Below are 22414 nucleotides of genomic sequence, written 5' to 3' on the forward strand. Positions count from 1 at the left end.
ATCGTATGAATAAGATTATTGAGAAAATCACAACTACCGCATTACAAAACCCCGAAAAGATTTGCTACCAAAATGGTGAAGAGAAACATACTTTTCAAGAACTATTACAAAAATCAGATCAAGTTGCCAGTTTCTTGCAAGATAAATTCTTGCCTGCTAAAAGTCCTTTGATTATTTTTGGAGGGCAACAATTTGAAATGCTAGTTTTGTTTCTAGGTTCAATCAAAGCTGGACATCCTTATATTCCAGTTGATGATGCTTCTGATCCATCTCGTGTCATTCAAATTAACGGGGTAGCAAAACCAAGCTTGATCTTAAACTGGAGTAACATTACAGACTTTGGCGTGGAAACTCCCCAAGTCACTAAAACTGAATTGGAAGAAATCTTGTCATCAGATAACAATATTTATGACAGTAACAAGAGTGTTGGCTTAGATGACGATTTCTATATCATCTTTACTTCTGGTACAACTGGAACTCCCAAAGGTGTGCAAATAAGTACGAATAATATCTTAGATTTTTCACACTGGGCTCAAGAAGAATTTGATTATACCGACCAAATGAAGATGTTATTACAAGCACCATTTTCATTTGACCTCTCAGTCTTCGATATTTATCCAGGACTTATGAGTGGCGTTACTTTGAATATTGTGGATAAAGACACAACGAAGAACTTTGGTAAACTACAACAAGCTATTTTGAAATCTGATTTCAACACTTGGGTTTCAACACCATCATTTTTTGAAATGTGCTTGTTATTTAGAGAATTTGATGAAGAACATCTACCTCAACTAAATAAGTTTATGTTCTGTGGTGAAGAGTTGACCCATGCCACTGCTCAAAAATTATTAAAGAAGTTTCCAAGTGCTAAAGTTTATAACACTTACGGACCAACTGAAAATACAGTAGCCATCACATCTGTTTTGATCGATCAGACAGCGTTAGATAAGTACGACCGTTTGCCAATTGGTTACCTCAAGTCCAATATGGAACACAAAATTATAGGTAATGTCGATCCAAAGACCGGTATGATGACAGGAGAATTGTTAGTCAGTGGTCCCGATGTTTCTAAGGGATATTTGAACAATCCAATTCAAACTAAAAAAGCTTTTGAAAATATCGACGGCAAGATTTTCTACCATACTGGAGATATGGTTAGCGAGGCTAAAGATGGTTTATTGTATTACCACGGACGAACAGATTTTCAGATTAAGATGCATGGTTATCGAATCGAATTAGAAGAAGTCGATTCACTTTTGGGCAATCTTAAACAGGTTAAACAATCTTGTACGGTACCGCTTTATAACAAGAAGAAACAAGTTAGCAAAATGATTGCTTGTATTGTCTTAGAAGATGAATACGACAATTATGATACTAATGATCTAACAGATACGATCAAAAGTTCACTCAAAGAAACGACGATGGAATATATGATTCCTAATGTTCTCAAATTCGTTAAACAGTTGCCAATTAGTAAAAATGGAAAAATTGATAGAAAGACTTTGATAGGCGAGATTAATGAATAACATTACTCCTTATAGCAGTCCACATTACTTTATCTATTTACTATTACTTTTATTGCCGATCATGATTGGACTGTGGTTTGGCAAACGGCTTCACATTTATGATTTCTTCGCAACTGTTGTAATTCTTTGGATCACTTTCTTTGGCGGAAACATGTCGCAAGGAATTTCATTGATCTTTTACATTCTCTACGAAATGCTTCTAGTGTTTATTTACTTGTCGTATCGTAAAAAACACAATAATTTCTGGATTTTTACTATGTTTGTCGTACTAGCAATTATTCCGTTGGTCTTCGTCAAGCTAGATCCACTGTTGAAAAACGCTACGATTTCCTTATTTGGCTTCATGGGAATCAGTTATTTAACCTTCAAAGCGGTTGAAATTATCATGGAGATCCGTGATGGAGCAATTAAGAATATCAAGCCGTATGAGTTCGTTCGGTTCTTACTATTCTTCCCAACCATCTCTTCAGGACCAATTGATCGTTTCAGACGTTTCCAAAAGGATGTTTTAAAGGTTCCTAGTCGTGATGAATACATTGAGTTATTACATAGTGGTGTTAATAAGTTGATGCAAGGTCTGGCCTATAAGTTCATTATCGGTTATTTCTTCGGAACCTTGTTGTTACCAAAGATTCAAATATTGACCTTATCTTATCGTGGTGAAACGCCATTTGGAATTTCTTGGGCTTTGGTGACTTATATGTACGTTTATAGTATGTATCTGTTCTTTGACTTTGCTGGATACTCACTCTTTGCGGTATCAATCAGTAATTTTATGGGTATCAAGACGCCAATGAACTTCAAGGCACCATTTAAGTCCAAGAACATCAAGGATTTCTGGAATAGATGGCATATCACTTTGTCATTTTGGTTCCGTGATTTCATTTACATGCGTTTGATGTTTACGATGATCAAGCACAAGTGGATCAAGAATCGTGTTCATATTGCTAATTTCGGTTATTTGACCTTGTTCTTGATCATGGGATTTTGGCACGGTGAAACTTGGTACTACATCGTTTATGGTCTGTTCCACGCTTTTGCAATGATCACTAACGATGCTTGGTTGAGATTTAAGAAGAGACATCGCAAGAGTATTCCAAGCAATAAATTTACTCATGCGTTTGCGGTCTTCTTGACTTTCAACGTTGTATGTTTCAGTTTTATGATTTTTTCAGGTATTTTAGATAAATTATGGTTTTAGTTAGGAGAGCTTATTATGGACGAAATTAAAAACAAAATTGTGGATATTTTAAAAGATGTTACAGGTTTGGATGATGCAGGCTCAGATGCTGATCAAGATCTATTTAAAGATGGTGTTTTAGATTCAATGGCAACTGTAGAAGTTTTAGTTACATTACAAGATACTTTTGGTATCCAAGTACCAGTTTCAGAATTTGACCGTTCACAATGGTCGACTGTAAATAAAATTGCTCAACGTGTACAAGAATTGGAATAGAGTAAATTTAGAATAGAGTAGATTATGAAAAAAAAGTTATGGATGATTTTTGGACCTGTTATAGTTGCTATTGTTGCATTGTTGATCCTTCTATTTGCACCAATCAATTTTAAAACTGTCACTCCTAAAAAAATTGACCAGGCGGCCACTTCATTGGATGTAAGAGTTTTAAAAGGTGAGAGCGTTAAGAATGCTGCTGAAAAAGAAAACTACATTCCTATTATTGGTTCATCGGAACTTTCTAGAATGGATCCGTTCCACCCATCTTCCATGGCACAAAAATATCATTGGAAGAATAAACCATTCTTGCAAGGTAATCCTGGTACTGCTTCATTGACTCAAGCTATCAATGTTGGTGGAATGTCTAATTTGAAAGGCAATAAAGCTGTCTTTATTATTTCACCGCAGTGGTTTACTAAAACTGGTGTTCCATCTGACGCATTTAAATACTTCTTGTCACCACTACAATTGACCGGATTCATTTTAAATTCTGACCACGGTGACAAAGCGATGAATAAATACGTTGCCAAAAGAGTACTTGATCTGGGTGTTAGCAAGGGGCCAATTGAAGACGGAGCTTTAGAACGTATTTCAAAAGGTCAACAGATTACTAATTTTCAACGGATGTACATTCAAAGGATTTCACGTTCGAGTTTGCAAAGTCAGGACAATCTCTTTGGAGCACTTTCGATGAATGATCACCAAAAAATGATTGATAAAGCTGCTAGTCAATTACCTGATACTTATGATTACAAACATTTGAACCGACTGGCTACTAAATTGGCAAAGAAACATTCAACTGATAATGATTTACAAATTGGCAATTCTTTTTACAAAAAGGAACTAAGAAAGAGAATCGTCAAGTATAAAAATGCTCATCGACACGTAACTTATACTCGCTCCCCTGAGTACAATGATTTTCAAGCCTTGTTATATATGTTTGCTCAAAATAATACTGAGGTAATGTTTGTCATTCAACCAATCAATCCTTATTGGGTCAAATATACGGGCATGCCAATGAGTTCCATTACTAATTTTGATAAGAAAATCAAATATCAATTGAAGTCTCAAGGTTTCAATAATATTGTAGATTTATCAAATGTTAAGAATCCTAATTATATTGCTGAAGATACGATCCACATGGGCTGGCGTGGCTGGTTAATGCTAGATAAGAGTCTCAAAGGTTATTATCAAACTAAGAAAGCCGATCCAAAGGATACGCAATATCACATGAACAGTTACTTCTTAACGAATGAATGGGCTAGCGATAATCAATTTTAAGAATCGATGAAAAACCTCTCTGAATGGATCAGAGGGGCTTTTTTGATGTAAAGATGTTATTATCACACTATATGTTAAGTTAACTTTAGGTTAAGGAGATTATTATGCAAGAGATAAAAACTACTTATTCAATCGGTGAAGTAGCTGAAAAATTTGGCTTGTCGGTGCCCACATTGCGTTACTATGATAAAGAAGGTTTGATTCCTAATTTAAAGAAAAATTCAGCTGGGGTACGTCGCTTTACTGAAGAGAATTTAAGTACGTTACAGATAGTTGAATGTGTAAAAAATGCCGGGATGCCAATCAAAGAAATCAAACAATTCATTAAATGGACGACTGAAGGTGATGAATCGCTCCAAGAACGTTTTGACATGTTTTTACAATTGCGCTTGTCCGTTCAAGAACAAATACGCCAACTACAAGAAACACTCGATGTTATTAATTTTAAATGTGAGTATTACGGCAAGGCAACTAATGATGGTACGGAAAAATTCGTTAAGGAAGAAATGCACTTGGATAAGCCTTAAAAAATGATACACATAAATAATTGCACATATATAAAATAATTATATTTACATTATATCTAAACTAATATATCATGTGGCTAGATAGATTAGTTTGGATATTTTTTTATTATTATATGTGAAAAAATTAACATTCAAGGAGAGCGCTATGGATCAAAATAAAACGAGTAAAGAAATCCTATTACGGATGGTTAAATCGTTCACTGAAAATGAAGTGGCACCATTTGATATGGAAATTGACCACACGAGATCATATGTAAATGACTTATTAAATAAAATAAAAGAAACAGATTTATTGAGTACGATGTTGCCTAAGGAATATGGTGGAGCGGGCTTTGATGGGTCAACTACTGCCGAGATGATCAATGAAATTGCGCGTGGTAATGCTAGCTTAGCAGTTACTTTGGAAGGGCATTTCAAATCGATCGACCAAATCGTTAAGTTTGGTAATCAAGCTTTGAAAGACGAATATTTGCCTCAAGCAAAATCACGGATCATTGCCTTTTCGATGACTGAACCTAGTGGTGGTTCCAATCCTTTAGGAATTAACTCACATGCCAAACACGTTGGTGACAAGTGGATCATTAATGGTGACAAAATTATGATCACTAATGGTGGATTAGCAGAAATATACTGTGTCCTTGTTAAAACTGCGCCTGAAGAATTGTCTTTCTTTGTCGTTGATAAAGATATGGAAGGCTTTGAATTTGGTAAGCAAGAGAACTTCTTAGGTTTGACCGGTGTACCAGTCGGTGAAATCGTAATGAACAATATCGAAGTCGATGAAAGTCATTTGTTGGGCAAAGTCGGTATGGGTAAAGAAATTGGAGACAGTGCTCATAATGATGCTCGTGTTTTGATGGGAGCCGTATTAACTGGAATCATGGAACACGAATTAGATATTGTGACTGATTACGCAACTCATAGAAAGGCTATCGATACGCCAATTATTCAAATGCAAGGTATTCAAAGAAAGATTGCTGATATTGCCATTGCTAAAGAAACTACTAAATTGCTGTATCAAAAGGCTGCCTGGTTGAAAGATAACCGTCAAGATTATGAAGAAGAGGCTGCTATGGCAAAAGCTTATGGAAGTCGTAGTGCCGTGAAATCCGGTGACGATGCCTTACAAATCTTAGGTGGGTATGGTTATAGTTTGGATTATCCAGTGGAACATTTGATTAGGGATGCTAGAGCAATGGAACTAGCTGAGGGTACCGTTGAAAAAATGCGGACTGAAATTGCTTTGATTGAAGCAAAGAATAGAGCCTAGGGGGAAATTATGAAAATAGTTGTTGGTATTAAACAAGTTCCTGAAACGACAAACGTCAAGATTAACGAAAAAACTAAGAATATTGATCGACGTGGCCTAGGTGGTGTGATTAATTCTTATGATTTGCATGCCCTACAAGCAGCTTTGGCAATTAGGAATCAAGTTGGTGGAGAAGTAATTACTTTATCCATGGGACCAGATGATTTTGCAGTTTCCTTGCAAGAAACCTTAGCTTTAGGTGCCGATAAAGCAGTTCTTTTATCTGACCGGGCTTTTGCTGGAGCAGACACTTTAGCAACAGCCTACGTTTTAAGTGAAGCAATTAAAAAAGTTGGTCAAGTTGATTTGGTATTGGTAGGTCAACAATCAGTTGATGCAGATACTGGCCAAGTTGGACCAATCATTGCTGAAATGTTGAAAGTCCCACAAGTCACTTATGCTGATAAAATTGACGCTTTCAAAGATCATTTAGTGATTGACCGTAAGTTAGAAAATATGGAACAAACAATTACCGCTAAATTACCAATCCTTCTAACGGCTACTGACAAAGCTAATCGTCCTAAATATACTAATGTTGTTGAAATTGCTAAGAGTTTCGATAAACCAATCATTACTTGGCATGCTGGTGATTTAGACTTAGATGAAAAACGAGTTGGACAAGCAGGATCTCCAACAATTGTTCGTTCAATTTCAGAACCACAAAAAGTGGCTAAAAAGAATCATCGTTTGTCAAACGACCCAGCTACTGCAGCTCGTGAATTAGTAGATATTTTAAAGCAAAAAAATATTTTGACGGAGGATAAGTAAATGACAGCAATAGAGGAAAATTGGATTTTTGCGGAAAATGATTTAGATGAAATCAATCCAGTAACTTTTCAATTAATTACTAAAATGAATCAAATCAGCCATGATCCAGTAGTAGTTATCTTGATTGAAAAAAACGCCGCCAATTTAGAAAAGGTCTTGAGTGCTTATGGTCCAGATAAAATTATTACCATTAAAGACGATGCCTTAGCTACTGGAGACGATTTAGAAATCACTGATGCTTTAGCTAACTTGATTGAGAAAAAGGGCACACCTAATACGTTGATTTTTCCAGCTACAGTTGCTGGTCGTTCAATTGCGCCAAGATTGCAAGCTCGTCTACAAACAGGCTTGACAGCTGACTGTTTAGACTTGCATTTTGAAGGCAATTTATTAATTCAAACCAAACCCTCATATGGCGACAATATTATGTGTGAAATCACAATACCAGAGTGTCGCCCACAGATGGTCACAGCCCGTCCCAATGTTTTCAGTTCTGAAAAGAAAATAAATCCAAATTTGGAAATTGAAACAGTTTCCAACATACAATGGAAGAAAGACGATCAATTACAAATAAAAAGTCGTGTTTTACTTGCTCAAAAAGCTAAGGATATCAAGCAAGCAAAGCACGTTGTAGCCATCGGACGTGGTAGTAAAACCGCTAAGGACATTGAAGGTGCTGTGAGCTTAGCTAAGAAGTTAAATGCAAGTCTTGGGGTGACACGTCCACTGACAGATTTGGATACGTTTACGATTGCTGATCAGATTGGTCAAAGTGGCCAAACGATTGCTCCTGATTTACTGATCAATTTGGGAATTTCTGGAGCTGTTCAATATACTTCAGGAATATCAAATGCCAAAATTGTTGTTTCGATTAATACGGATAAAAACGCACAAATTTTCAAGCATTCAGATTATTTTTTTGTTGGGAATGCTCAGGAATTCGCTAAGTCGCTTGAAGCTATACTATAACTACAATACTTCTCCTATTCTAATTCATAGATAGGGGATTTTTTTGGAATAAATGGTTTAAAATAGTAGTAATAATTTGCATAAGCAAAATATATTTGTTAGGGTTATAAGGGTCGTTGTTATTTCTCTATTGTTAAATAACAGCTTTTTTATTTCTAAATATTGAGCATAAAAGTAAGTTTAATCAATTCCAAGAATGGGGGATTTAATGAGTACTAATAAGAGTACAAAAGTAGAAGTCAAAAACTTAACAAAAATCTTTGGTAAGAGAATCGCCAAAGCTAAAGAGTTAAGCAGACAAGGAAAAGATAAATCAGAAATTCTCAAAGAAACAGGTGCCACAGTCGGTGTAGACCGAGCAGATTTCAAGATTTATGATGGTGAAATTTTCGTTATCATGGGTCTATCTGGTAGTGGTAAGTCAACATTGGTAAGAATGATCAATCGTCTTATCGACCCAACAGAGGGGGAAGTTTTGATTGATGGCGAAAACGTCATGAAGATGGATAAGAAGAAGCTTCGTGATGTTCGTCGTAAGAAAATGAGTATGGTTTTCCAAAACTTTGGATTGTTGCCTAACAGAACAATTTTGGAAAACGCTGAATATGGCTTGGAAATTCAAGGGGTAGATAAAGATACTCGTGAAAAGAAAGCCAATGAAGCACTAGAAACAGTCGGTATTACAGGTTACAACGAAGAATACCCTGATCAATTATCAGGTGGTATGCAACAGCGTGTTGGTTTAGCTCGTGCACTAGCCAACGACCCCGAAATATTACTAATGGATGAGGCTTTCTCAGCTCTTGATCCATTGAACAGAACCGACATGCAAGATCAATTGTTGGATATTCAAGATCGATTGCATAAGACAATCATCTTTATCAGTCACGATTTGAACGAAGCGTTGAAGATTGGTGATCGAATTATGATCATGAAGGATGCTCGTGTCATTCAAACTGGTACGCCAGAAGATATCTTGACACACCCTGCTAATGAATATGTCGAAAACTTTATTGAAAACGTTGATAGAAGTAAGGTTCTTACTGCTGGTAATGTTATGATTCGTCCAATGACAATCAACATTGAAAAGGCTGGTCCACGCTTGACCTTGAAGATGATGAAGGCTAACGAAGTTTCAACAGCTTATATCGTCAACAATGAACGTAAATTGATTGGTGTCGTCGATGCCAATGATGTGATTAAATTAGTTCGCGAGAAGAAAGGGGATATTACACCTATTATTCAAACCAAAGTTCCTACAACAGATGAAGATACTCCAATTTCAGACTTGATGGATGATATCTCACAAACAGGTATTCCGTTTGCCGTTGTTAACGACAAGAGACAATTGAAAGGAATCATTGTTCGTGGTGCCGTACTAGGTGCCCTTGCAGGAAATGAGGTGAGCGATTTTGAATAGTCTTTTATTATTAGGTAGTATTCCAAAACTTCCATTAGCTAACTGGATCGATGGTTTCGTCGACTGGTTAGTTCAATTCACTGGTTTCTTCAATGCCGTTACTAATTTCATCGGCTCAATCAACAATGCTTTCCAATGGGTCTTTGATGCTTTGCCAATTTGGTTATTCATCGTTTTGATTTTGGCATTAACTTATTACGTTAACCGTGATAAACAAAATTGGAGCTTATTGATATTTGAATTCTTAGGCTTATTACTTATTTGGAATTTGAATTATTGGCGCGATATGACACAAACTTTGACGTTAGTTTTAACATCTAGTTTGATTGCGTTAGTAATTGGTATTCCACTTGGTATTTTAATGGCTAAGAGTCACATTGCCGAAGTTATCTTGAAACCTATTCTTGATTTCATGCAGACAATGCCAGCTTTCGTTTACTTGATTCCTGCCGTTGCTTTGTTCGGTATCGGTATGGTTCCAGGTATCGTAGCTTCAGTTATTTTCGCTATGCCACCAACAGTTAGAATGACGAATATGGGTATTCGTGAAGTTCCTGATGAATTGATTGAAGCCGCTGATTCATTCGGTTCTACAGAATGGCAAAAATTGTTCAAGGTTGAATTGCCAATCGCCAAAACTAGTTTGATGGCTGGTGTTAACCAAAGTATGATGCTTTCACTTTCAATGGTTGTTATTGCTTCTATGATCGGTGCTATGGGACTTGGTACAAAAGTTTACTTCGCCGTTGGTAGAAATGATGCTGGTAATGGTTTCGCTGCTGGTTTGGCAATCGTTATCTTGGCAATTATTTTGGATAGATTGACTCAATCACTAACAAGAACACGCAGAAAAAACTAGGAGGGATTTTTTGAAAAAACAAAAGTTTATTAAACTTTTCTTATTAGCTTTATTAATTATCCCAATTATTTCCGCATGTAGTTCCCAGACAGCTCCATACAACAGTAAGGAAAAGTTGGGCCCCCAAATTAATTACACGATTACTGGTATTGATGCTGGTGCTGGTGTGATGGCGTCAACTCAAAGTGCCTTGTCTGATTACAAGTTGGCTGATAATAACTGGCAATTACAACCTAGTTCAACTTCAGCTATGACTAGTACACTGGACAAAGCCTACAAAGCCAAGCAACCAATTGTAGTTACTGGTTGGCAACCACATTGGATGTTCACAAAGTACAATATGAAATTCTTGAAAGATCCAAAGAATTCCTTTGGTAAAGCTGAACATATCAGTACTATTGTTCGTAAGGGTTTAAAGAAAGATTCACCTGAAGCTTATACGATTTTAGACCGTTTCCACTGGACTCCTACACAAATGTCTGATGTTATGTTGAAGGTCAATGATGGAATGGAACCTAAAGAAGCTGCTAAACAGTGGATCAAGAAAAATCCTAAGGTCGTTTCACAATGGACTAAGGGTGTCAAAAAAGTTCATGGTAAGTCAATCAAGCTAACTTATGTGGCTTGGGATTCTGAAATTGCTTCGACTAACGTAATTGCTGAAGTGTTGAAAGAACAAGGCTACAAAGTAACCATCCAATCAATGGAAATGCAACCAGTTTGGGCTTCAATTGCCACGAAAGCTGCTGATGCTACCGTTAGTGCTTGGTTACCTAAGACGTCTGCTAAATTCTATTCTGATTATAAGGGTAGATTTGAAGATTTAGGTGCTAACTTAAATGGTGCCAAAGTTGGATTGGCCGTGCCAACTTACATGAAAAACATCAATTCTATTGAAGATTTAAAAACAAAATAATAAAAGTTAAAAAATGGAAGAAATTCCATTTTTTTTTGCGCTTAAAATCTTTTTTATATACTAATGGAATATTTAATTAATTTGTTATTCCTTATATCATATGAAATAATATTTAGAAATAAGACAAAACATCTACTTATTGTGTATTTCAATGACATGGCATAAAGGAGGGGATATAATTAAATTAATTATAATATGAAATTTTTATATAGGGGCGATGGCGTGGATATACAGACGTTTATTGATAAAAGAAAAAAATTAGGTCTCTCCCAAAAAGAATTAAGTAACGGCATTTGCACTCAAGCGACTCTCAGCAAATTTGAAAATAATGGTAAGATTCCTTCCTTGAAGATTTTGATTCAATTGTGCAATCGTTTGGATTTGTCTCTAGATAGTATCATTGGTGTCAGTGATAATAAGAGTCAACAAGTTATCAAGCAAATGAATAAAGCTGAATTCAATTTGATAATTCAAGAATATGAAGAATCTTGGGAAATCATTAAGGCAATTGATCCAAAAGATTTGGCTGATGATCGTGATGCCATGATGCAATATTATTATCTCAAAGGTTACTTAAATGTTTTGGACGATGGAGACTTGTTTGATGCGGTCTTCGATTTCAATCGGATTCTCTCCGAATTAGATAGCCACGGTGAAACCATCTTTACTTTCTTGTCATTTGTTGGCATGGGAATGGTTTACGCTAAGCAAGGCGATGATCAAAAGAGTGAATACTATTTCAGCAAAGTATTTAGCAATATTTATACGATGTCGATCGATGATGTAAACAAGATTTGGCGTTATATTAATATTATTTTTTATTGTGCTATTTACTACTCAGAGAGAAATGATTTGGAAACAGCTAATGCACTTTTGAAATACGGTGTAAAGATTTGTGCAGAAAATCATGTGACTTATTACATTGCACGGATTTATGCACAGTTAGCTATGAATGAAAGTCGTGTCAATGGCAACAATAAAAGAGTACGCAACTTTATGAACAAAGCGTTGGTCTTTTCAGAATTTAATCAAAATGAAAAAGAAGTTGCTTTGATCAAACGTTGGGTTGCCAGCAATAAATTATAATTCTTATTAAAGAAGACTCTACAAATTATTGTGGGGTCTTCTTTTTTGTTATGATAGACAATAAATATAGTTAGGAGAGAAATTATGAATATCAGCCGCAAGCAAGTTATTAAATACGGGATAGTAGTCGTGATATTGCTATTTTTATTAGTTTATCCAGCACAAATTTATAAAATAACCTTAAACTTATTCGGTGTTATTTTGCCATTAGTTTTGGGAGCCGTTTTGGCTTATGCACTCAATATTTTGTGCGTCCGGATAGAAAAACATTTCTTTCCTAATACTAAAATCAAATGGATTCAAAAGACACGGCGGATGTGGGTGATCTTATTGTCACTGTTGATTGTGATTTTAGTCATGATTGGAGTATTCAGATTAGTCTTACCACAATTTATCAGTGCTTTGACTAATTTCTTTAGTTCAATTCCTTCAATTGTGTCGGATTTATCTAATTTTGCTGAGAAATTAAATAAGAATTCTGTTATTTCTGATCAATTGGAATCTCTCAACGTTGATTGGACTAGTGTGCAAAATAAAGTTATGAAATTTTTAACAAGTGTTGGTGGTGGTGCATTAGGATCATCCATTAAATTAGTAACAAGTTTTGCTAAAGGTTTGTTCAATTTCATTCTAGCTTTTACTTTTGCTATTTATATTTTGGCCTCCAAAGAAAAATTAGTTGCCCAAATAAAAAAAGCTGGTCGTGCTTTTATCAAGCCGGTTCATTTGAAAAAGGCAAATTATGTTTTGTCGGTAACTAACAAAATGTTCAGTAGTTTCATTGTTGGACAAGTTACTGAAGCAATTATTTTAGGGACATTGTGTTCCTTAGGTATGGTCTTGTTCAAATTTCCTTATGCGCTACCAGTTGGAGCTTTTGTCGGCGTGACATCCTTGATTCCAATCTTGGGTGCTTGGATGGGTGGAGCCGTCGGTTTCTTGTTGATTGCCGTGGAATCGCCAATTGATGCGATTTTGTTCATCATCTTTATCTTAGTATTGCAACAATTAGAGAGCAATTTGATTTATCCAAAAGTTGTTGGTACTTCGATTGGACTACCGGGTATCTGGGTATTGGGTGCTATCACGATTGGTGGCGGTCTTGGAGGAATTGTCGGGATGCTATTGGGAGTTCCTGTGGCAGCCACAATTTATCAATTAGTAAAAAATGAATCTGATCGTCGTTTAAGTAAAACGAATTTATAAAAAATGAGGTGCAATAATTGTGTGGGATAGTTATTTTGGCTTCGTAATCACTTTCGTAGCTGTTTTTACGTTAGTTCCTTATTTGACATCATTATTAACATCATGGTTGGGACATCTTTCTAAAATTACCTTAGTCAATAATTTAGGCAACAATAGTCAATTAGTCGTTGGTGGTCTGGGTGTGATAATCCATGAGTTAGGACATGCCATCTTTGCTTATTTATTTGGTCATCAAGTTACCAAAGTGCAATTGTTAAACTTGAACTATCGTCAATCGGGCTCTTTAGGCTCAGTTGATCATCGTTACAATGATCGCAATGTGTATCAATTGTTAGGAAATTTCTTTATTGGTTTGGCACCGTATTATACGTGTTCATTGGCTTTATACTTTTTGCAAAAATTTCTGTTGAAAGCTCAATTCAGTGTGACTTCTTTAATTCAAGGATTGGATGTCAATACGACATTGTCATTTCAGATGATCTTTGAATCAGTTTTGGACAATTTGAAGTCCAGTTTTGCTAACGCTTCTTGGGCGATGGTGGCCTTGTATATTTTGTTGACGATTATGATTGCTAGTACCGGCTATGATTTGAGCAGAAACGACTTCATGACGGTGAATAAAGGAATCTTGCCTTGGGTAGTTGTTTTGATAGTCTTTGGGTCGGTTTTTTATTGGTTCAATATTAGAACGGCTATCATTAGTGGCTCAGTTTACTTCATCTCATTTTCAATTTTATTTATGATCCATGCAATTATTAGTATTGTGATTGCTATGTTAGTCATTAAGATATTAGGGATGTTCAATTGAATATAAAGAAGCCCTGTTAGGTGTCTAACAGGGCTCTTTTTTAATTTGATAATGATTGGTGGAACATCTTAATGTGTGGCGTGTGTTGAAAGAGAAATGGCTCTCCGTAGCTGGTGAAGTCGAATTTTTTATAAAAGTTTTCTACATGAGTTTGAGCTTCAATTTCAATTTTTTTCTTAGGGAAATATTGTTCAATGGCTTCAAAAACTTGTTGCATCAATTTATTTCCTAAACCTTGTCCTCTAAAATCTGGAGCAGTGACAACTCTTCCAAAAGTAACATTATTATTTTGAGAAAATACCCGTGCATAGGCAGCAATCTTACCATCGACGATATTGAAGATATGAATAGCATTTAGGTCATTTTGATCGACCTCTTGGTAGATACGTTTCTGCTGTACAACAAAAATTTCAGTTCTCAAATAAAAGATAGCAAATAGTTCCTCAGTTGTTAGTTCATTGAATTTTTTGATTTTCCACATATTTAATCCACCGCCTTTTCGAAAAGTAATTGATCTAGTACTGTGATTGCCTGATAGAACTGCTTTATTTGATTATCATTTAAAGCAGCTAATAGGTCCCTTATCTGCTGATCAGAGCGTTCATCCAACTCGTGGACTAAAGTCGAACCTTTGTCAGTTAATTGTAATTCTATTGAACGAGAATCTGTTACTGAGGGAGTTTTAGTTAGTAGACCGTGTTTTTCGAATCGATTTAAAATTCGACTAGTGTAGCTTTTGTCTAAGCCCAAGTTGTTGGCTATTTCAATAGGAGTTTTATCATGGTTAAATGAAATTTCTAGAATAACACGACCTTCAGTCCAAGAGAGAGGTGTTTCTAGAACACGACGATTTAAAATTCCCAATAATTTCGTATAATTACGGTTAAAATCACGAATCGTAGTTATTTCAGTTTGTTTTAGCATAGAGTCACTTCCTAAAAATAAATTAAAATTATTATAGCACTTTAGTGGACAAAGTCCACTATATTACAAAAAAAGATTGCCCGAAGGCAACCTCTTTTATATATTTTTATAGTTTTCAGCTTTGAGGTTAGTGATAGTCAACATTACTAACAAACTGATGATGTAAAGTGTTGAAATGAAGACCATTACGGTCATGATATTGTAGTTATCTAAAATGAATCCAATGGCTAAACTTGAAAAACCACCGATACAACGGCCAACATTCATGATGACGTTGTTAGCAGTAGCTCTGACCTCAGTTGGATAAAGGCGACTGACGATAGCACCGTAACCGGCAAACATTCCATTAGAGAAGTAACCAACGATGGCACCGACGAGAATTAATGACCAGACGTTACTTGGTAGAGTTAAAACATAAACGCCAATAGCTGAAGCAGCTAAGAAGATTCCGAAGGCTAGACGTGGTCCTAAATTGTCCAAGATCCAACCAAATGTTAACATTCCGGCACACATTCCTAGGATTGTTGCAATCATCCAAGTTGAAGCACCGACAGTTAAATTCATTTGTTTTTGCATGATAGTGGGTAACCAATTCATCAAACCAAAGTAGCCGGCGATTTGGACGATAGCCATAATCATTAAGGCAATAGTTTGATAAGCAATCTTAGGTGTAGCGAAGAGTTGTTTAATGTTACCGTGTTTTTCTTTGGAGGAATTAGTGAAAGCAGTACTTTCTTTCAAATGTCTTCTGATAAAGAAGGTAATGACGACGGGGATGACACCAAATAAGAAGAGTGCATGCCAACCTAATGTAGGTAGAATCAAAGCTGCCAGTAGTGAAGCAAAGATAGCTCCAATTTGACCAGCCATACCGACCCACGATGAAACGCGACCTAATTTTTCCTTTGAGAAGCTTTCGGCTAGAACAGTCATACCGATTCCGTATTCACCACCGGCACCGATACCAGCGATGAAACGACAAATATAAATTGCAGTAAGATTATGAGCAAAGAACATTGCTGCTGTTGCAAAGGCGAAGATAAAGATTGTATGACTGAAAGTTTTGATACGACCGATTTTATCGGCTAAAATTCCAAAAAAAATACCACCTAATAACATACCAATGTTAGTGATTGTTGAAATCAATCCTGCTTGCGTGCCGCTAAGATGCAATTCAGCGATGATGGATGAAAGAGCAAAGGACAAGAACATTACGTCCATGTTTTCCAATCCAAATCCTGAAGCTGTCGAAGCAACAACTTTAGCTTGGTAGTTATCGAGCTGGTTCTGTTTTGATACTATTTTCATTTTATTCCCTCCAAAATTGATGCTCACTGACATCATTTATTTTGCTTGAATGTATAATAGCACAGGATTTTTTTTTAAACAACAATCGTTTACGCTTTTAGATAGACTTTTGGGCAGTAAAAAAGCTAGCTGATAAGCTTTTTATCAACTAGCTAATTTTTTAGTCTGTGAATGATTGATTTAATTTATTTAAGTCACTGCCTTTGAACTTGATGTCGTCCAATTGGTCAGCTTTATCATGTAAAGCGTTGGTGATTTTTTCTGTCAAAAGATCAACGTCGTTTTGTGGAGTATTGCTTGGGAACATCCCAACAATCAAATAATCGATTGGAGTTCTGTCATTTCCCCAAGCCACAGGATCTTTGAAAGTTAAAGTCATAGTGTGAGCCTGGCTCTTCTTATCACTAGTAACGAACATGAAAACAGCACGCTCCTCGATAAAATTGTCATCTTGAGCAGCACTAGCAAAAATACTACTTTGAATGTTTTGTTCGTCAACACTGAATTCTTCAGCAGTTTTTGAAGCAGCTAGTTTCAAAGCGCTCATTTCATTGTTGTCTTTTAATTCGATGTTTGCGGTTGTGTGGTTCTTTCTGAAAATTTTGAACATAATTGTTATCTCCCTTGCATAGTTATTTTACAAGTATCGACATGTCTAACTCTTTACAACTATTATGTTATCTTATCGAACCCGTTTCATAGCAAGGGGAAAAAACAAATTATTTAAATTCTTTTACGGCATTTGGAATATCATTAACGTGTTCAACGATTAAATCAGCACCAGATTCTGCTAATTCTTTGTGGTCACCAAAGCCATATGTGATGCCCAAAGTGTGAACGTTATTTTGAACTCCACCTTGCATATCAGTCATCCGATCACCAATCATAATGGAATCTTCAGCAGCAGATTTACTGTCATCGAGACCATATTTAAGAATAGCTGGTTTAGTATTACGGGAGAACCCATCTTCTGATTGTCCATAAAAACCTTCAAAGTAATCGTCTAAACCTAAATGGGGGATGAGAATTTTTAACATTGATTCAGTTTTGACTGATGAAATATAAAGATTGTAACCAGCATCTTTTAATTGTTGCAGCATGTCTTTCATACCAGGGTATAGTTTTAACTGATAAACTCCCTTAGTGTTGTAATAACTTTGGAAAGATTTAACTGCTTCTTGATAGCGATCTTTAGGAAAATTAGGATAAAATCTCTCAAGACTATCTACTAAAGAAGGTCCAATAAATTTTTTATAAGTATCAATACCAAGGTGTTCCATCTTTAAGTCATTGACCATGTATTCTAACGCATTAACGATACCCTCTTGGGTATTAGCAATCGTGCCATCAAAATCAAAAAACAAATTTTTCATAAATTTTTCTCCTCAATGATTTATATTATTTAATTATAATACAGAATAGTTAATGTTCTGCAATGGGTTGATGACGAGCAATTAAAATTCCTGATAAAACGAGTAGGACGGATACTAAAACTAAAATCCATAGAACTAAATTCCAAGAACCTAAGGCGTTTTCCAAGTATCCGAATAAAACCGGACCAATAGCACCCAATAGATATCCAGCTGATTGAGCCATACCGGATACTTCAGCAGTTTGATAATGGTTGTTTGTTTTTTCGGTGAAGAAAATAACTGCCATATTGAAAGCAATCCCTGAACCAAAACCAGTCACAACTGTTACGATACTTAGAAAAATCAAATTACCTGTGGGGAATAAATATCCAAGCGGAGCAATCGCGTAACCAATTGTTAACATGATCAATAAATGTTTGAAGCCGTGTTTCTTAGTTGAAAAATAAGGCACAATAAATGAACATGGCAAGCCACTCAATTGCAAAACAGTTAATAAATTACTAGCCAAAATAGCACTGATACCATGGCTCGTTAACATTGAAGGTAACCAAGTGACGAATGAATAATAAACCAGTGATTGAAAACCGAAAAAGGCAGTTATCAACCAGCCGAGTGATTGATTCCAAACGCTACGGTAAGTGACACGTTTAGTACTAGCGGTGTCACGTTGATTATAGCGTAAATTAGGAATCCAAAAGACCAGAGCAATAATAGCTGCGATTGATAAAATCATTAAGGTGAGTTGCAAACTGATTTTGGTAATTAATACTCCTGCTAAAGCCGTTCCAATCGCACCAATCAATAACATCGACATTGTATACAGACTAGTTCCTAAAGGAATTTGATTAGGTAGGTGGTCTTTGATCATAGCTGGAACCAAAACGTTCCCACTGTCGATACCAACTCCGACTAAAAAAGTTCCAAACATCAGGGCTCCAATTGTAGGGATGACACGTAAATAACTACCGATAATTAACAGTATAAAAAATAAGAAAACCGTCAATTCATTACCGAATTTCTTGGCAACTTTGACGATAATTGGTGAAAGTAAAGCAAAGGTGACTAGTGGAATTGATGTGATAAGTCCGGCTAAAGATTTAGGAATACCGAGATTTTTCTCAATCGTGTTGAGTAGTGGTGGAATCATGGTAATTGGTAATCTTAAGTTAGCAGCAATTAACATCATGCTAAATAAGAACCACGATTTATTGATTTTTGTGGATGCTGTCATAATTTCCCTCGAAGTGTTTGATATTAACCTAATTTTAAACCTAATAAAAGATTGTGCCAAATTTGCTTTGCCATGGAGGACGGAAAGATAAACACTAACAAACCAAAAAGCCTCATCAAAATGAATTAATCATCTTGATGAGGCTTAAAAATAATTTTATTTGGACCATTTGGCAAAGAAATTCTCGGTAAATTCAATAAATTTAGTACGTGAAACTTTAAAATCATTATCTTCTAAATATTCAACTAGTCCAATCAAACCACCAACAATGAAACTGATCATTAATTCGGGTGCATCTGATTCGGTAATCATTTTGATTAGAGGGTCTTTTTGACTGTTAGGATCTTTACTTTTAGTTTTAACAATATCTTGCAAAATGCTCCTAAACTCAGGGTAGAGGTTAGCTTTAGTTTGATATTGCGGTGAAATATGGTGGATAAAATTGCTATTCTTTTCCATAAAGTCAGCGATTTGATAAACAATTGTCTTCGCATTAGAAGTGTTGTTGATCAAATCATCCAATAAATAAGAAAAAACCGAATGCAGCAATTCATATTTATCACTAAAGTAGCGGTAGAAGGTACTGTGGTTAATTAGAGCCTCGTCACAAATATCACCAACAGTGATTTTTTCAAATGGTTTCTTTTGAAGTAAAGAAATCATTGCCGTGATAATGGATTTTTCTGTTCGTTGTGTTACTTGTGACATTTTAGTTCCTCCTAGAACACTTTTACATTTTCATAACGAGTCATCAATGTGTTGAAATCATAATCTTTAATTTCCTTGATGTTTTCAGAACCATTGAAGAAGGCAGTTAAACTAGCAGCTAGCATTAAGTTCAATGGTTGGTCATCGACGTTTCTGACACCAATTACGGGGATGTTGTGAGCTGTTGCATAGCCGCATTCCCAAACGGTTCCAGAGTCCGGTTCAAACTCGTTTTCTTCTATTTTATAGTCTAACATTGCGATGACTATATCTGAAACATTAATATTGTTAATATCATGTTTGAAGACAGCTGTTTGCCATTCAAATGAGCCAAATTCAGCCGCATCATAGGCGTGCTTACCAGGACGGAAAACATCGCCAATAGTAGGATTTTGTTCTAAGAGAGCTTGAACGTCATCTAGACGTTTGACTTGTTGATCACTGAAAAATGGACCTGCTAAGTAAACACGATTCTTTTTTTCCATGGTTTTAGTAATAACTCCTTTATATTTATACTTTAATTATACTGAAATGTTCGGTAAATGCTCATAAAATCGTTTCCAAAGATGATATTAATTCCTTAATAAATCGCAAAATTAATCAATAATAATTTCTAAAAATGTCAAAAAAGCCTTTTCATTTGATTTAGAAGATGATATAACTTTCCTAGGGTACGGAGGCAATGCTTATGAATAAAAAATTACCCAATGTCGATAAAGACAAAAAGAAAGTCAGCTGGTTAACCATGTTTGGTATTTTGCTGGCATTGATTCTTTTAATTTTTTAGGATTAAACGTGCTTATAGATGGGAAAAAATGTAGTATTCTTAATATATAGAAGAATTAAACTGAGACTAAAATTTAGTCTCAGTTTTTTGATGGGAGATGAATTAAGATGCGAGCGTACCAAATAGAGAACATTCTTTATGCTGGTGTAGTCGGGGATGCATTAGGAGTTCCAGTCGAATTTGACAAGAGAGATTCATATTATATTGATTCCATGACTACAGGTACTTGGGAACAACCTGCGGGAAGTTGGTCAGATGATACATCATTTACTTTACCGCTACTAGAGAATTTAACGGCTGACCAAAGTTATGATGAATTGATGCAAAAGTTCGTCAATTATATGTTTCACAATGAATATACACCGAATGGCGTAGCTTTTGGAATTGGTAACACCTGTGCAAAAGCCTTACGAAATTGGTCAGTTAATCAATATCCAGCTTTAGAGTGTGGGGATCCAAGCGTTGAAGCTAACGGTAACGGGGCATTAATGAGATTAGCTCCTTTAGCAATTTACTTGGCGAATGAAAAAAATCTTGATAAACGTCTCGATTTAGAACGTGAGTATACTAGTTTAACTCATCGTCATCCTAGAAGTATCGTTGCCAGTTATATTTATTTAGAAATTATTCATAATTTATTAAACGGTTATTCTTTACTAACTACATTAAATATTTTACCTGATAAACTTACGAGAGCTTTAGAGAATCGTCCTGATGAGTTATCAGAATTACCTTACTTTGAAGCAATGTTCCAACCAGAATTTGCCTCAACTTTACGTAAGGATATTAAATCTACCGGTTATGTCGTAGATACATTGTTAGCTAGTACGTGGAGTGTTTTAAACTCTACAAGTATTGATGGAGCAGTAATTTTGGCAGTTAATTTAGGTGAAGATACTGATACGATTGCCAGTATTACAGCTACATTAGCCAGTTGTGAAAACTTGAGTGATCATATCAATGATGAGTGGAAGAGTCAGTTACAGAACAAGCCGTTATTAGAGAAGTTTATTAAGTCTTTTGCTAAAAAAGAAGCTACAAAATCATAAAAAAAATCGTCAGAATGTAAACTGACGATTTTTTTATTTTTCTGGTTGAATCAATGAATTATCAGAATTACCAAACCATTTCTTGTTGATTTGTTGTAATTCTCCGGTATTAGCCAGGTTTTGTAAGCCTTGATCAATCTTCTTCTTCAAAGTTTTATCACCTTTTCTCATACCGGCCGCAAAATCTTCACCTGTGAAACCACCTTGGGTAACACGATATGAGTCAGGATTCTTTTCTTTACTGATGTAATAACCTGCGTAAACACTGTCGATCAAGAGTCCTTGGATTCGATTGGCATCAAGATCCATTAAGGCGTTGTTGAAAGAATCGTAAAGAACGGGAGTCTGATTTTTGATGTAATTTTTCAACATCTTAGGGTGTTCATCTAGTAAACTGGCGCCGGATGAACTTGTTTGCGCTCCAAGAGTTTTGCCTTTCATGCCTTTAAATGAAGTGATATTTTGGTTAGTTTTGGTTACCAGAACTTGACGGTTAGCCATGTAAGGACGTGAGAACATCAATTGTTTTTTACGAGCTGGTGTAATCGTATAACCATTCCAAATCAAGTCGATTGTTCGGTTTCTTAATTCAGTTTCTTTCATATTCCAATCGATAGGCTGAAAGTCAGCTTCGATACCGTATTGTTTGAAAACAGCTTTGGCTAGGTCAATATCGTAGCCAACTAGATTACCGTCTTTTTGACGAAAACCCATGGGAACGAAGGTATCGTCCAAACCGATAATAACACGGCCTCTTTTTTTGATTGATGACCAAGTATCAGTCGTATTGGCTTCTTGAGCTACTGACTTCTTATTATCGCTGCAACCAGCTAATAAACCAAAGAAGGCTAAAAAGGTCATGAATATTAAAATTTTTTTCTTCATAAATTTAATCCCCCTATG

The 22414-nt window shown here is 35.7% G+C and carries 24 protein-coding genes; 15 read left to right on the forward strand and 9 right to left on the reverse strand.

Going from position 1 to position 22414, the window contains the following annotated elements; translation table 11 throughout:
- The first annotated feature begins 5 nt into the window (after nucleotides 1-5).
- The 14 genes from dltA to FC88_RS02735 all read left to right on the forward strand — a co-directional run bounded on the left by dltA (nucleotide 6) and on the right by FC88_RS02735 (nucleotide 14131).
- Entirely contained in the window at nucleotides 6-1526 is a 1521-nt protein-coding gene (dltA, locus tag FC88_RS02670; protein WP_057812518.1) for a D-alanine--poly(phosphoribitol) ligase subunit DltA, read from the forward strand.
- The gene (gene dltB / locus FC88_RS02675) at nucleotides 1519-2727 is read left to right on the forward strand and encodes a D-alanyl-lipoteichoic acid biosynthesis protein DltB (RefSeq protein WP_057812520.1); all 1209 of its coding nucleotides are present in this window, start codon (nucleotides 1519-1521) and stop codon (nucleotides 2725-2727) included. The genes dltA and dltB overlap by 8 nt, the downstream gene beginning before the upstream one ends.
- Nucleotides 2728-2742: 15 nt before the next feature.
- Nucleotides 2743-2982, forward strand: a complete 240-nt coding sequence (dltC, locus tag FC88_RS02680) for a D-alanine--poly(phosphoribitol) ligase subunit DltC (protein WP_010018389.1) — start codon at nucleotides 2743-2745, stop codon at nucleotides 2980-2982.
- A 24-nt stretch (nucleotides 2983-3006) separates the two neighbouring features.
- Complete coding sequence (gene dltD, locus FC88_RS02685) at nucleotides 3007-4263, forward strand: D-alanyl-lipoteichoic acid biosynthesis protein DltD (RefSeq protein ID WP_057812522.1); 1257 nt, start codon at nucleotides 3007-3009, stop codon at nucleotides 4261-4263.
- Between the two features lie 113 nt (nucleotides 4264-4376).
- Nucleotides 4377-4790 carry a MerR family transcriptional regulator gene (locus FC88_RS02690; RefSeq protein WP_187323390.1) on the forward strand — a complete coding sequence of 138 codons (414 nt, stop codon included), beginning with the start codon at nucleotides 4377-4379 and terminating at the stop codon, nucleotides 4788-4790.
- Between the two features lie 145 nt (nucleotides 4791-4935).
- Nucleotides 4936-6060, forward strand: coding sequence for an acyl-CoA dehydrogenase family protein (locus tag FC88_RS02695; RefSeq protein ID WP_057812526.1), 1125 nt, complete (start codon nucleotides 4936-4938; stop codon nucleotides 6058-6060).
- Between the two features lie 9 nt (nucleotides 6061-6069).
- A complete protein-coding gene (locus FC88_RS02700) occupies nucleotides 6070-6867 on the forward strand; it encodes an electron transfer flavoprotein subunit beta/FixA family protein (protein ID WP_057812529.1) in 798 nt (265 codons plus the stop codon).
- Complete coding sequence (locus FC88_RS02705; protein WP_057812531.1) at nucleotides 6868-7836, forward strand: electron transfer flavoprotein subunit alpha/FixB family protein; 969 nt, start codon at nucleotides 6868-6870, stop codon at nucleotides 7834-7836.
- A gap of 208 nt (nucleotides 7837-8044) precedes the next feature.
- Nucleotides 8045-9256, forward strand: a complete 1212-nt coding sequence (locus FC88_RS02710) for a quaternary amine ABC transporter ATP-binding protein (protein ID WP_057812532.1) — start codon at nucleotides 8045-8047, stop codon at nucleotides 9254-9256.
- Complete coding sequence (locus FC88_RS02715) at nucleotides 9249-10115, forward strand: ABC transporter permease (protein WP_057812534.1); 867 nt, start codon at nucleotides 9249-9251, stop codon at nucleotides 10113-10115. Before FC88_RS02710 ends, FC88_RS02715 begins: the two co-directional genes overlap by 8 nt.
- Before the next feature lie 10 nt (nucleotides 10116-10125).
- Nucleotides 10126-11031, forward strand: a complete 906-nt coding sequence (locus FC88_RS02720; protein WP_057812536.1) for a glycine betaine ABC transporter substrate-binding protein — start codon at nucleotides 10126-10128, stop codon at nucleotides 11029-11031.
- A gap of 222 nt (nucleotides 11032-11253) precedes the next feature.
- Entirely contained in the window at nucleotides 11254-12117 is an 864-nt protein-coding gene (locus tag FC88_RS02725; RefSeq protein ID WP_187323354.1) for a helix-turn-helix domain-containing protein, read from the forward strand.
- Nucleotides 12118-12201: 84 nt separating this feature from the next.
- Nucleotides 12202-13323 carry an AI-2E family transporter gene (locus FC88_RS02730; protein ID WP_057812538.1) on the forward strand — a complete coding sequence of 374 codons (1122 nt, stop codon included), beginning with the start codon at nucleotides 12202-12204 and terminating at the stop codon, nucleotides 13321-13323.
- Nucleotides 13324-13342: 19 nt separating this feature from the next.
- Nucleotides 13343-14131, forward strand: coding sequence for a hypothetical protein (locus FC88_RS02735; protein ID WP_057812540.1), 789 nt, complete (start codon nucleotides 13343-13345; stop codon nucleotides 14129-14131).
- Between the two features lie 40 nt (nucleotides 14132-14171).
- Here the strand turns inward: FC88_RS02735 and FC88_RS02740 are convergent, their stop codons facing one another.
- The 8 genes from FC88_RS02740 to FC88_RS02775 form a co-directional block, all read right to left on the reverse strand.
- The gene (locus tag FC88_RS02740; RefSeq protein ID WP_057812542.1) at nucleotides 14172-14612 is read right to left on the reverse strand and encodes a GNAT family N-acetyltransferase; all 441 of its coding nucleotides are present in this window, start codon (nucleotides 14610-14612) and stop codon (nucleotides 14172-14174) included.
- 2 nt (nucleotides 14613-14614) lie between these two features.
- The gene (locus tag FC88_RS02745; protein ID WP_057812544.1) at nucleotides 14615-15055 is read right to left on the reverse strand and encodes a MarR family winged helix-turn-helix transcriptional regulator; all 441 of its coding nucleotides are present in this window, start codon (nucleotides 15053-15055) and stop codon (nucleotides 14615-14617) included.
- Between the two features lie 96 nt (nucleotides 15056-15151).
- Nucleotides 15152-16363 (reverse strand): MFS transporter, encoded by a 1212-nt coding sequence (locus FC88_RS02750; protein WP_057812546.1) that lies wholly within the window; start codon nucleotides 16361-16363, stop codon nucleotides 15152-15154.
- 160 nt (nucleotides 16364-16523) lie between these two features.
- Nucleotides 16524-16973, reverse strand: a complete 450-nt coding sequence (locus FC88_RS02755; RefSeq protein ID WP_057812548.1) for a hypothetical protein — start codon at nucleotides 16971-16973, stop codon at nucleotides 16524-16526.
- A gap of 109 nt (nucleotides 16974-17082) precedes the next feature.
- On the reverse strand, nucleotides 17083-17736 hold the full coding sequence (locus FC88_RS02760) for an HAD hydrolase-like protein (RefSeq protein WP_057812550.1): 654 nt from the start codon (nucleotides 17734-17736) through the stop codon (nucleotides 17083-17085).
- A gap of 49 nt (nucleotides 17737-17785) precedes the next feature.
- Nucleotides 17786-18967, reverse strand: a complete 1182-nt coding sequence (locus FC88_RS02765) for a CynX/NimT family MFS transporter (RefSeq protein ID WP_057812552.1) — start codon at nucleotides 18965-18967, stop codon at nucleotides 17786-17788.
- Between the two features lie 156 nt (nucleotides 18968-19123).
- Nucleotides 19124-19675 carry a TetR/AcrR family transcriptional regulator gene (locus FC88_RS02770; protein ID WP_057812555.1) on the reverse strand — a complete coding sequence of 184 codons (552 nt, stop codon included), beginning with the start codon at nucleotides 19673-19675 and terminating at the stop codon, nucleotides 19124-19126.
- An 11-nt stretch (nucleotides 19676-19686) separates the two neighbouring features.
- The gene (locus FC88_RS02775) at nucleotides 19687-20160 is read right to left on the reverse strand and encodes a nucleoside 2-deoxyribosyltransferase (RefSeq protein WP_057812557.1); all 474 of its coding nucleotides are present in this window, start codon (nucleotides 20158-20160) and stop codon (nucleotides 19687-19689) included.
- Nucleotides 20161-20569: 409 nt separating this feature from the next.
- Between FC88_RS02775 and FC88_RS02780 the strand changes: the two genes are divergently transcribed.
- A complete protein-coding gene (locus tag FC88_RS02780) occupies nucleotides 20570-21511 on the forward strand; it encodes an ADP-ribosylglycohydrolase family protein (RefSeq protein WP_057812559.1) in 942 nt (313 codons plus the stop codon).
- 33 nt (nucleotides 21512-21544) lie between these two features.
- Here FC88_RS02780 and FC88_RS02785 read toward each other — a convergent pair whose 3' ends face one another.
- Entirely contained in the window at nucleotides 21545-22396 is an 852-nt protein-coding gene (locus FC88_RS02785) for a transporter substrate-binding domain-containing protein (protein WP_057812561.1), read from the reverse strand.
- Nucleotides 22397-22414: the final 18 nt, after the last annotated feature.

Source organism: Companilactobacillus futsaii JCM 17355 (assembly GCF_001435505.1).
Lineage (GTDB): Bacteria > Bacillota > Bacilli > Lactobacillales > Lactobacillaceae > Companilactobacillus > Companilactobacillus futsaii.

Coding starts and splice junctions, on each gene's coding strand:
- FC88_RS02695 (WP_057812526.1), top strand. CDS start 4,936: ATGGATCAAAATAAAACGAGTAAAGAAATCCTATTACGGATGGTTAAA.
- FC88_RS02705 (WP_057812531.1), top strand. CDS start 6,868: ATGACAGCAATAGAGGAAAATTGGATTTTTGCGGAAAATGATTTAGAT.
- FC88_RS02740 (WP_057812542.1), bottom strand. CDS start 14,612: ATGTGGAAAATCAAAAAATTCAATGAACTAACAACTGAGGAACTATTT.
- FC88_RS02775 (WP_057812557.1), bottom strand. CDS start 20,160: ATGGAAAAAAAGAATCGTGTTTACTTAGCAGGTCCATTTTTCAGTGAT.
- FC88_RS02760 (WP_057812550.1), bottom strand. CDS start 17,736: ATGAAAAATTTGTTTTTTGATTTTGATGGCACGATTGCTAATACCCAA.
- dltC (WP_010018389.1), top strand. CDS start 2,743: ATGGACGAAATTAAAAACAAAATTGTGGATATTTTAAAAGATGTTACA.
- FC88_RS02710 (WP_057812532.1), top strand. CDS start 8,045: ATGAGTACTAATAAGAGTACAAAAGTAGAAGTCAAAAACTTAACAAAA.
- FC88_RS02745 (WP_057812544.1), bottom strand. CDS start 15,055: ATGCTAAAACAAACTGAAATAACTACGATTCGTGATTTTAACCGTAAT.
- dltD (WP_057812522.1), top strand. CDS start 3,007: ATGAAAAAAAAGTTATGGATGATTTTTGGACCTGTTATAGTTGCTATT.
- FC88_RS02770 (WP_057812555.1), bottom strand. CDS start 19,675: ATGTCACAAGTAACACAACGAACAGAAAAATCCATTATCACGGCAATG.
- dltB (WP_057812520.1), top strand. CDS start 1,519: ATGAATAACATTACTCCTTATAGCAGTCCACATTACTTTATCTATTTA.
- FC88_RS02750 (WP_057812546.1), bottom strand. CDS start 16,363: ATGAAAATAGTATCAAAACAGAACCAGCTCGATAACTACCAAGCTAAA.
- FC88_RS02785 (WP_057812561.1), bottom strand. CDS start 22,396: ATGAAGAAAAAAATTTTAATATTCATGACCTTTTTAGCCTTCTTTGGT.
- FC88_RS02765 (WP_057812552.1), bottom strand. CDS start 18,967: ATGACAGCATCCACAAAAATCAATAAATCGTGGTTCTTATTTAGCATG.
- FC88_RS02730 (WP_057812538.1), top strand. CDS start 12,202: ATGAATATCAGCCGCAAGCAAGTTATTAAATACGGGATAGTAGTCGTG.
- FC88_RS02780 (WP_057812559.1), top strand. CDS start 20,570: ATGCGAGCGTACCAAATAGAGAACATTCTTTATGCTGGTGTAGTCGGG.
- dltA (WP_057812518.1), top strand. CDS start 6: ATGAATAAGATTATTGAGAAAATCACAACTACCGCATTACAAAACCCC.
- FC88_RS02700 (WP_057812529.1), top strand. CDS start 6,070: ATGAAAATAGTTGTTGGTATTAAACAAGTTCCTGAAACGACAAACGTC.
- FC88_RS02755 (WP_057812548.1), bottom strand. CDS start 16,973: ATGTTCAAAATTTTCAGAAAGAACCACACAACCGCAAACATCGAATTA.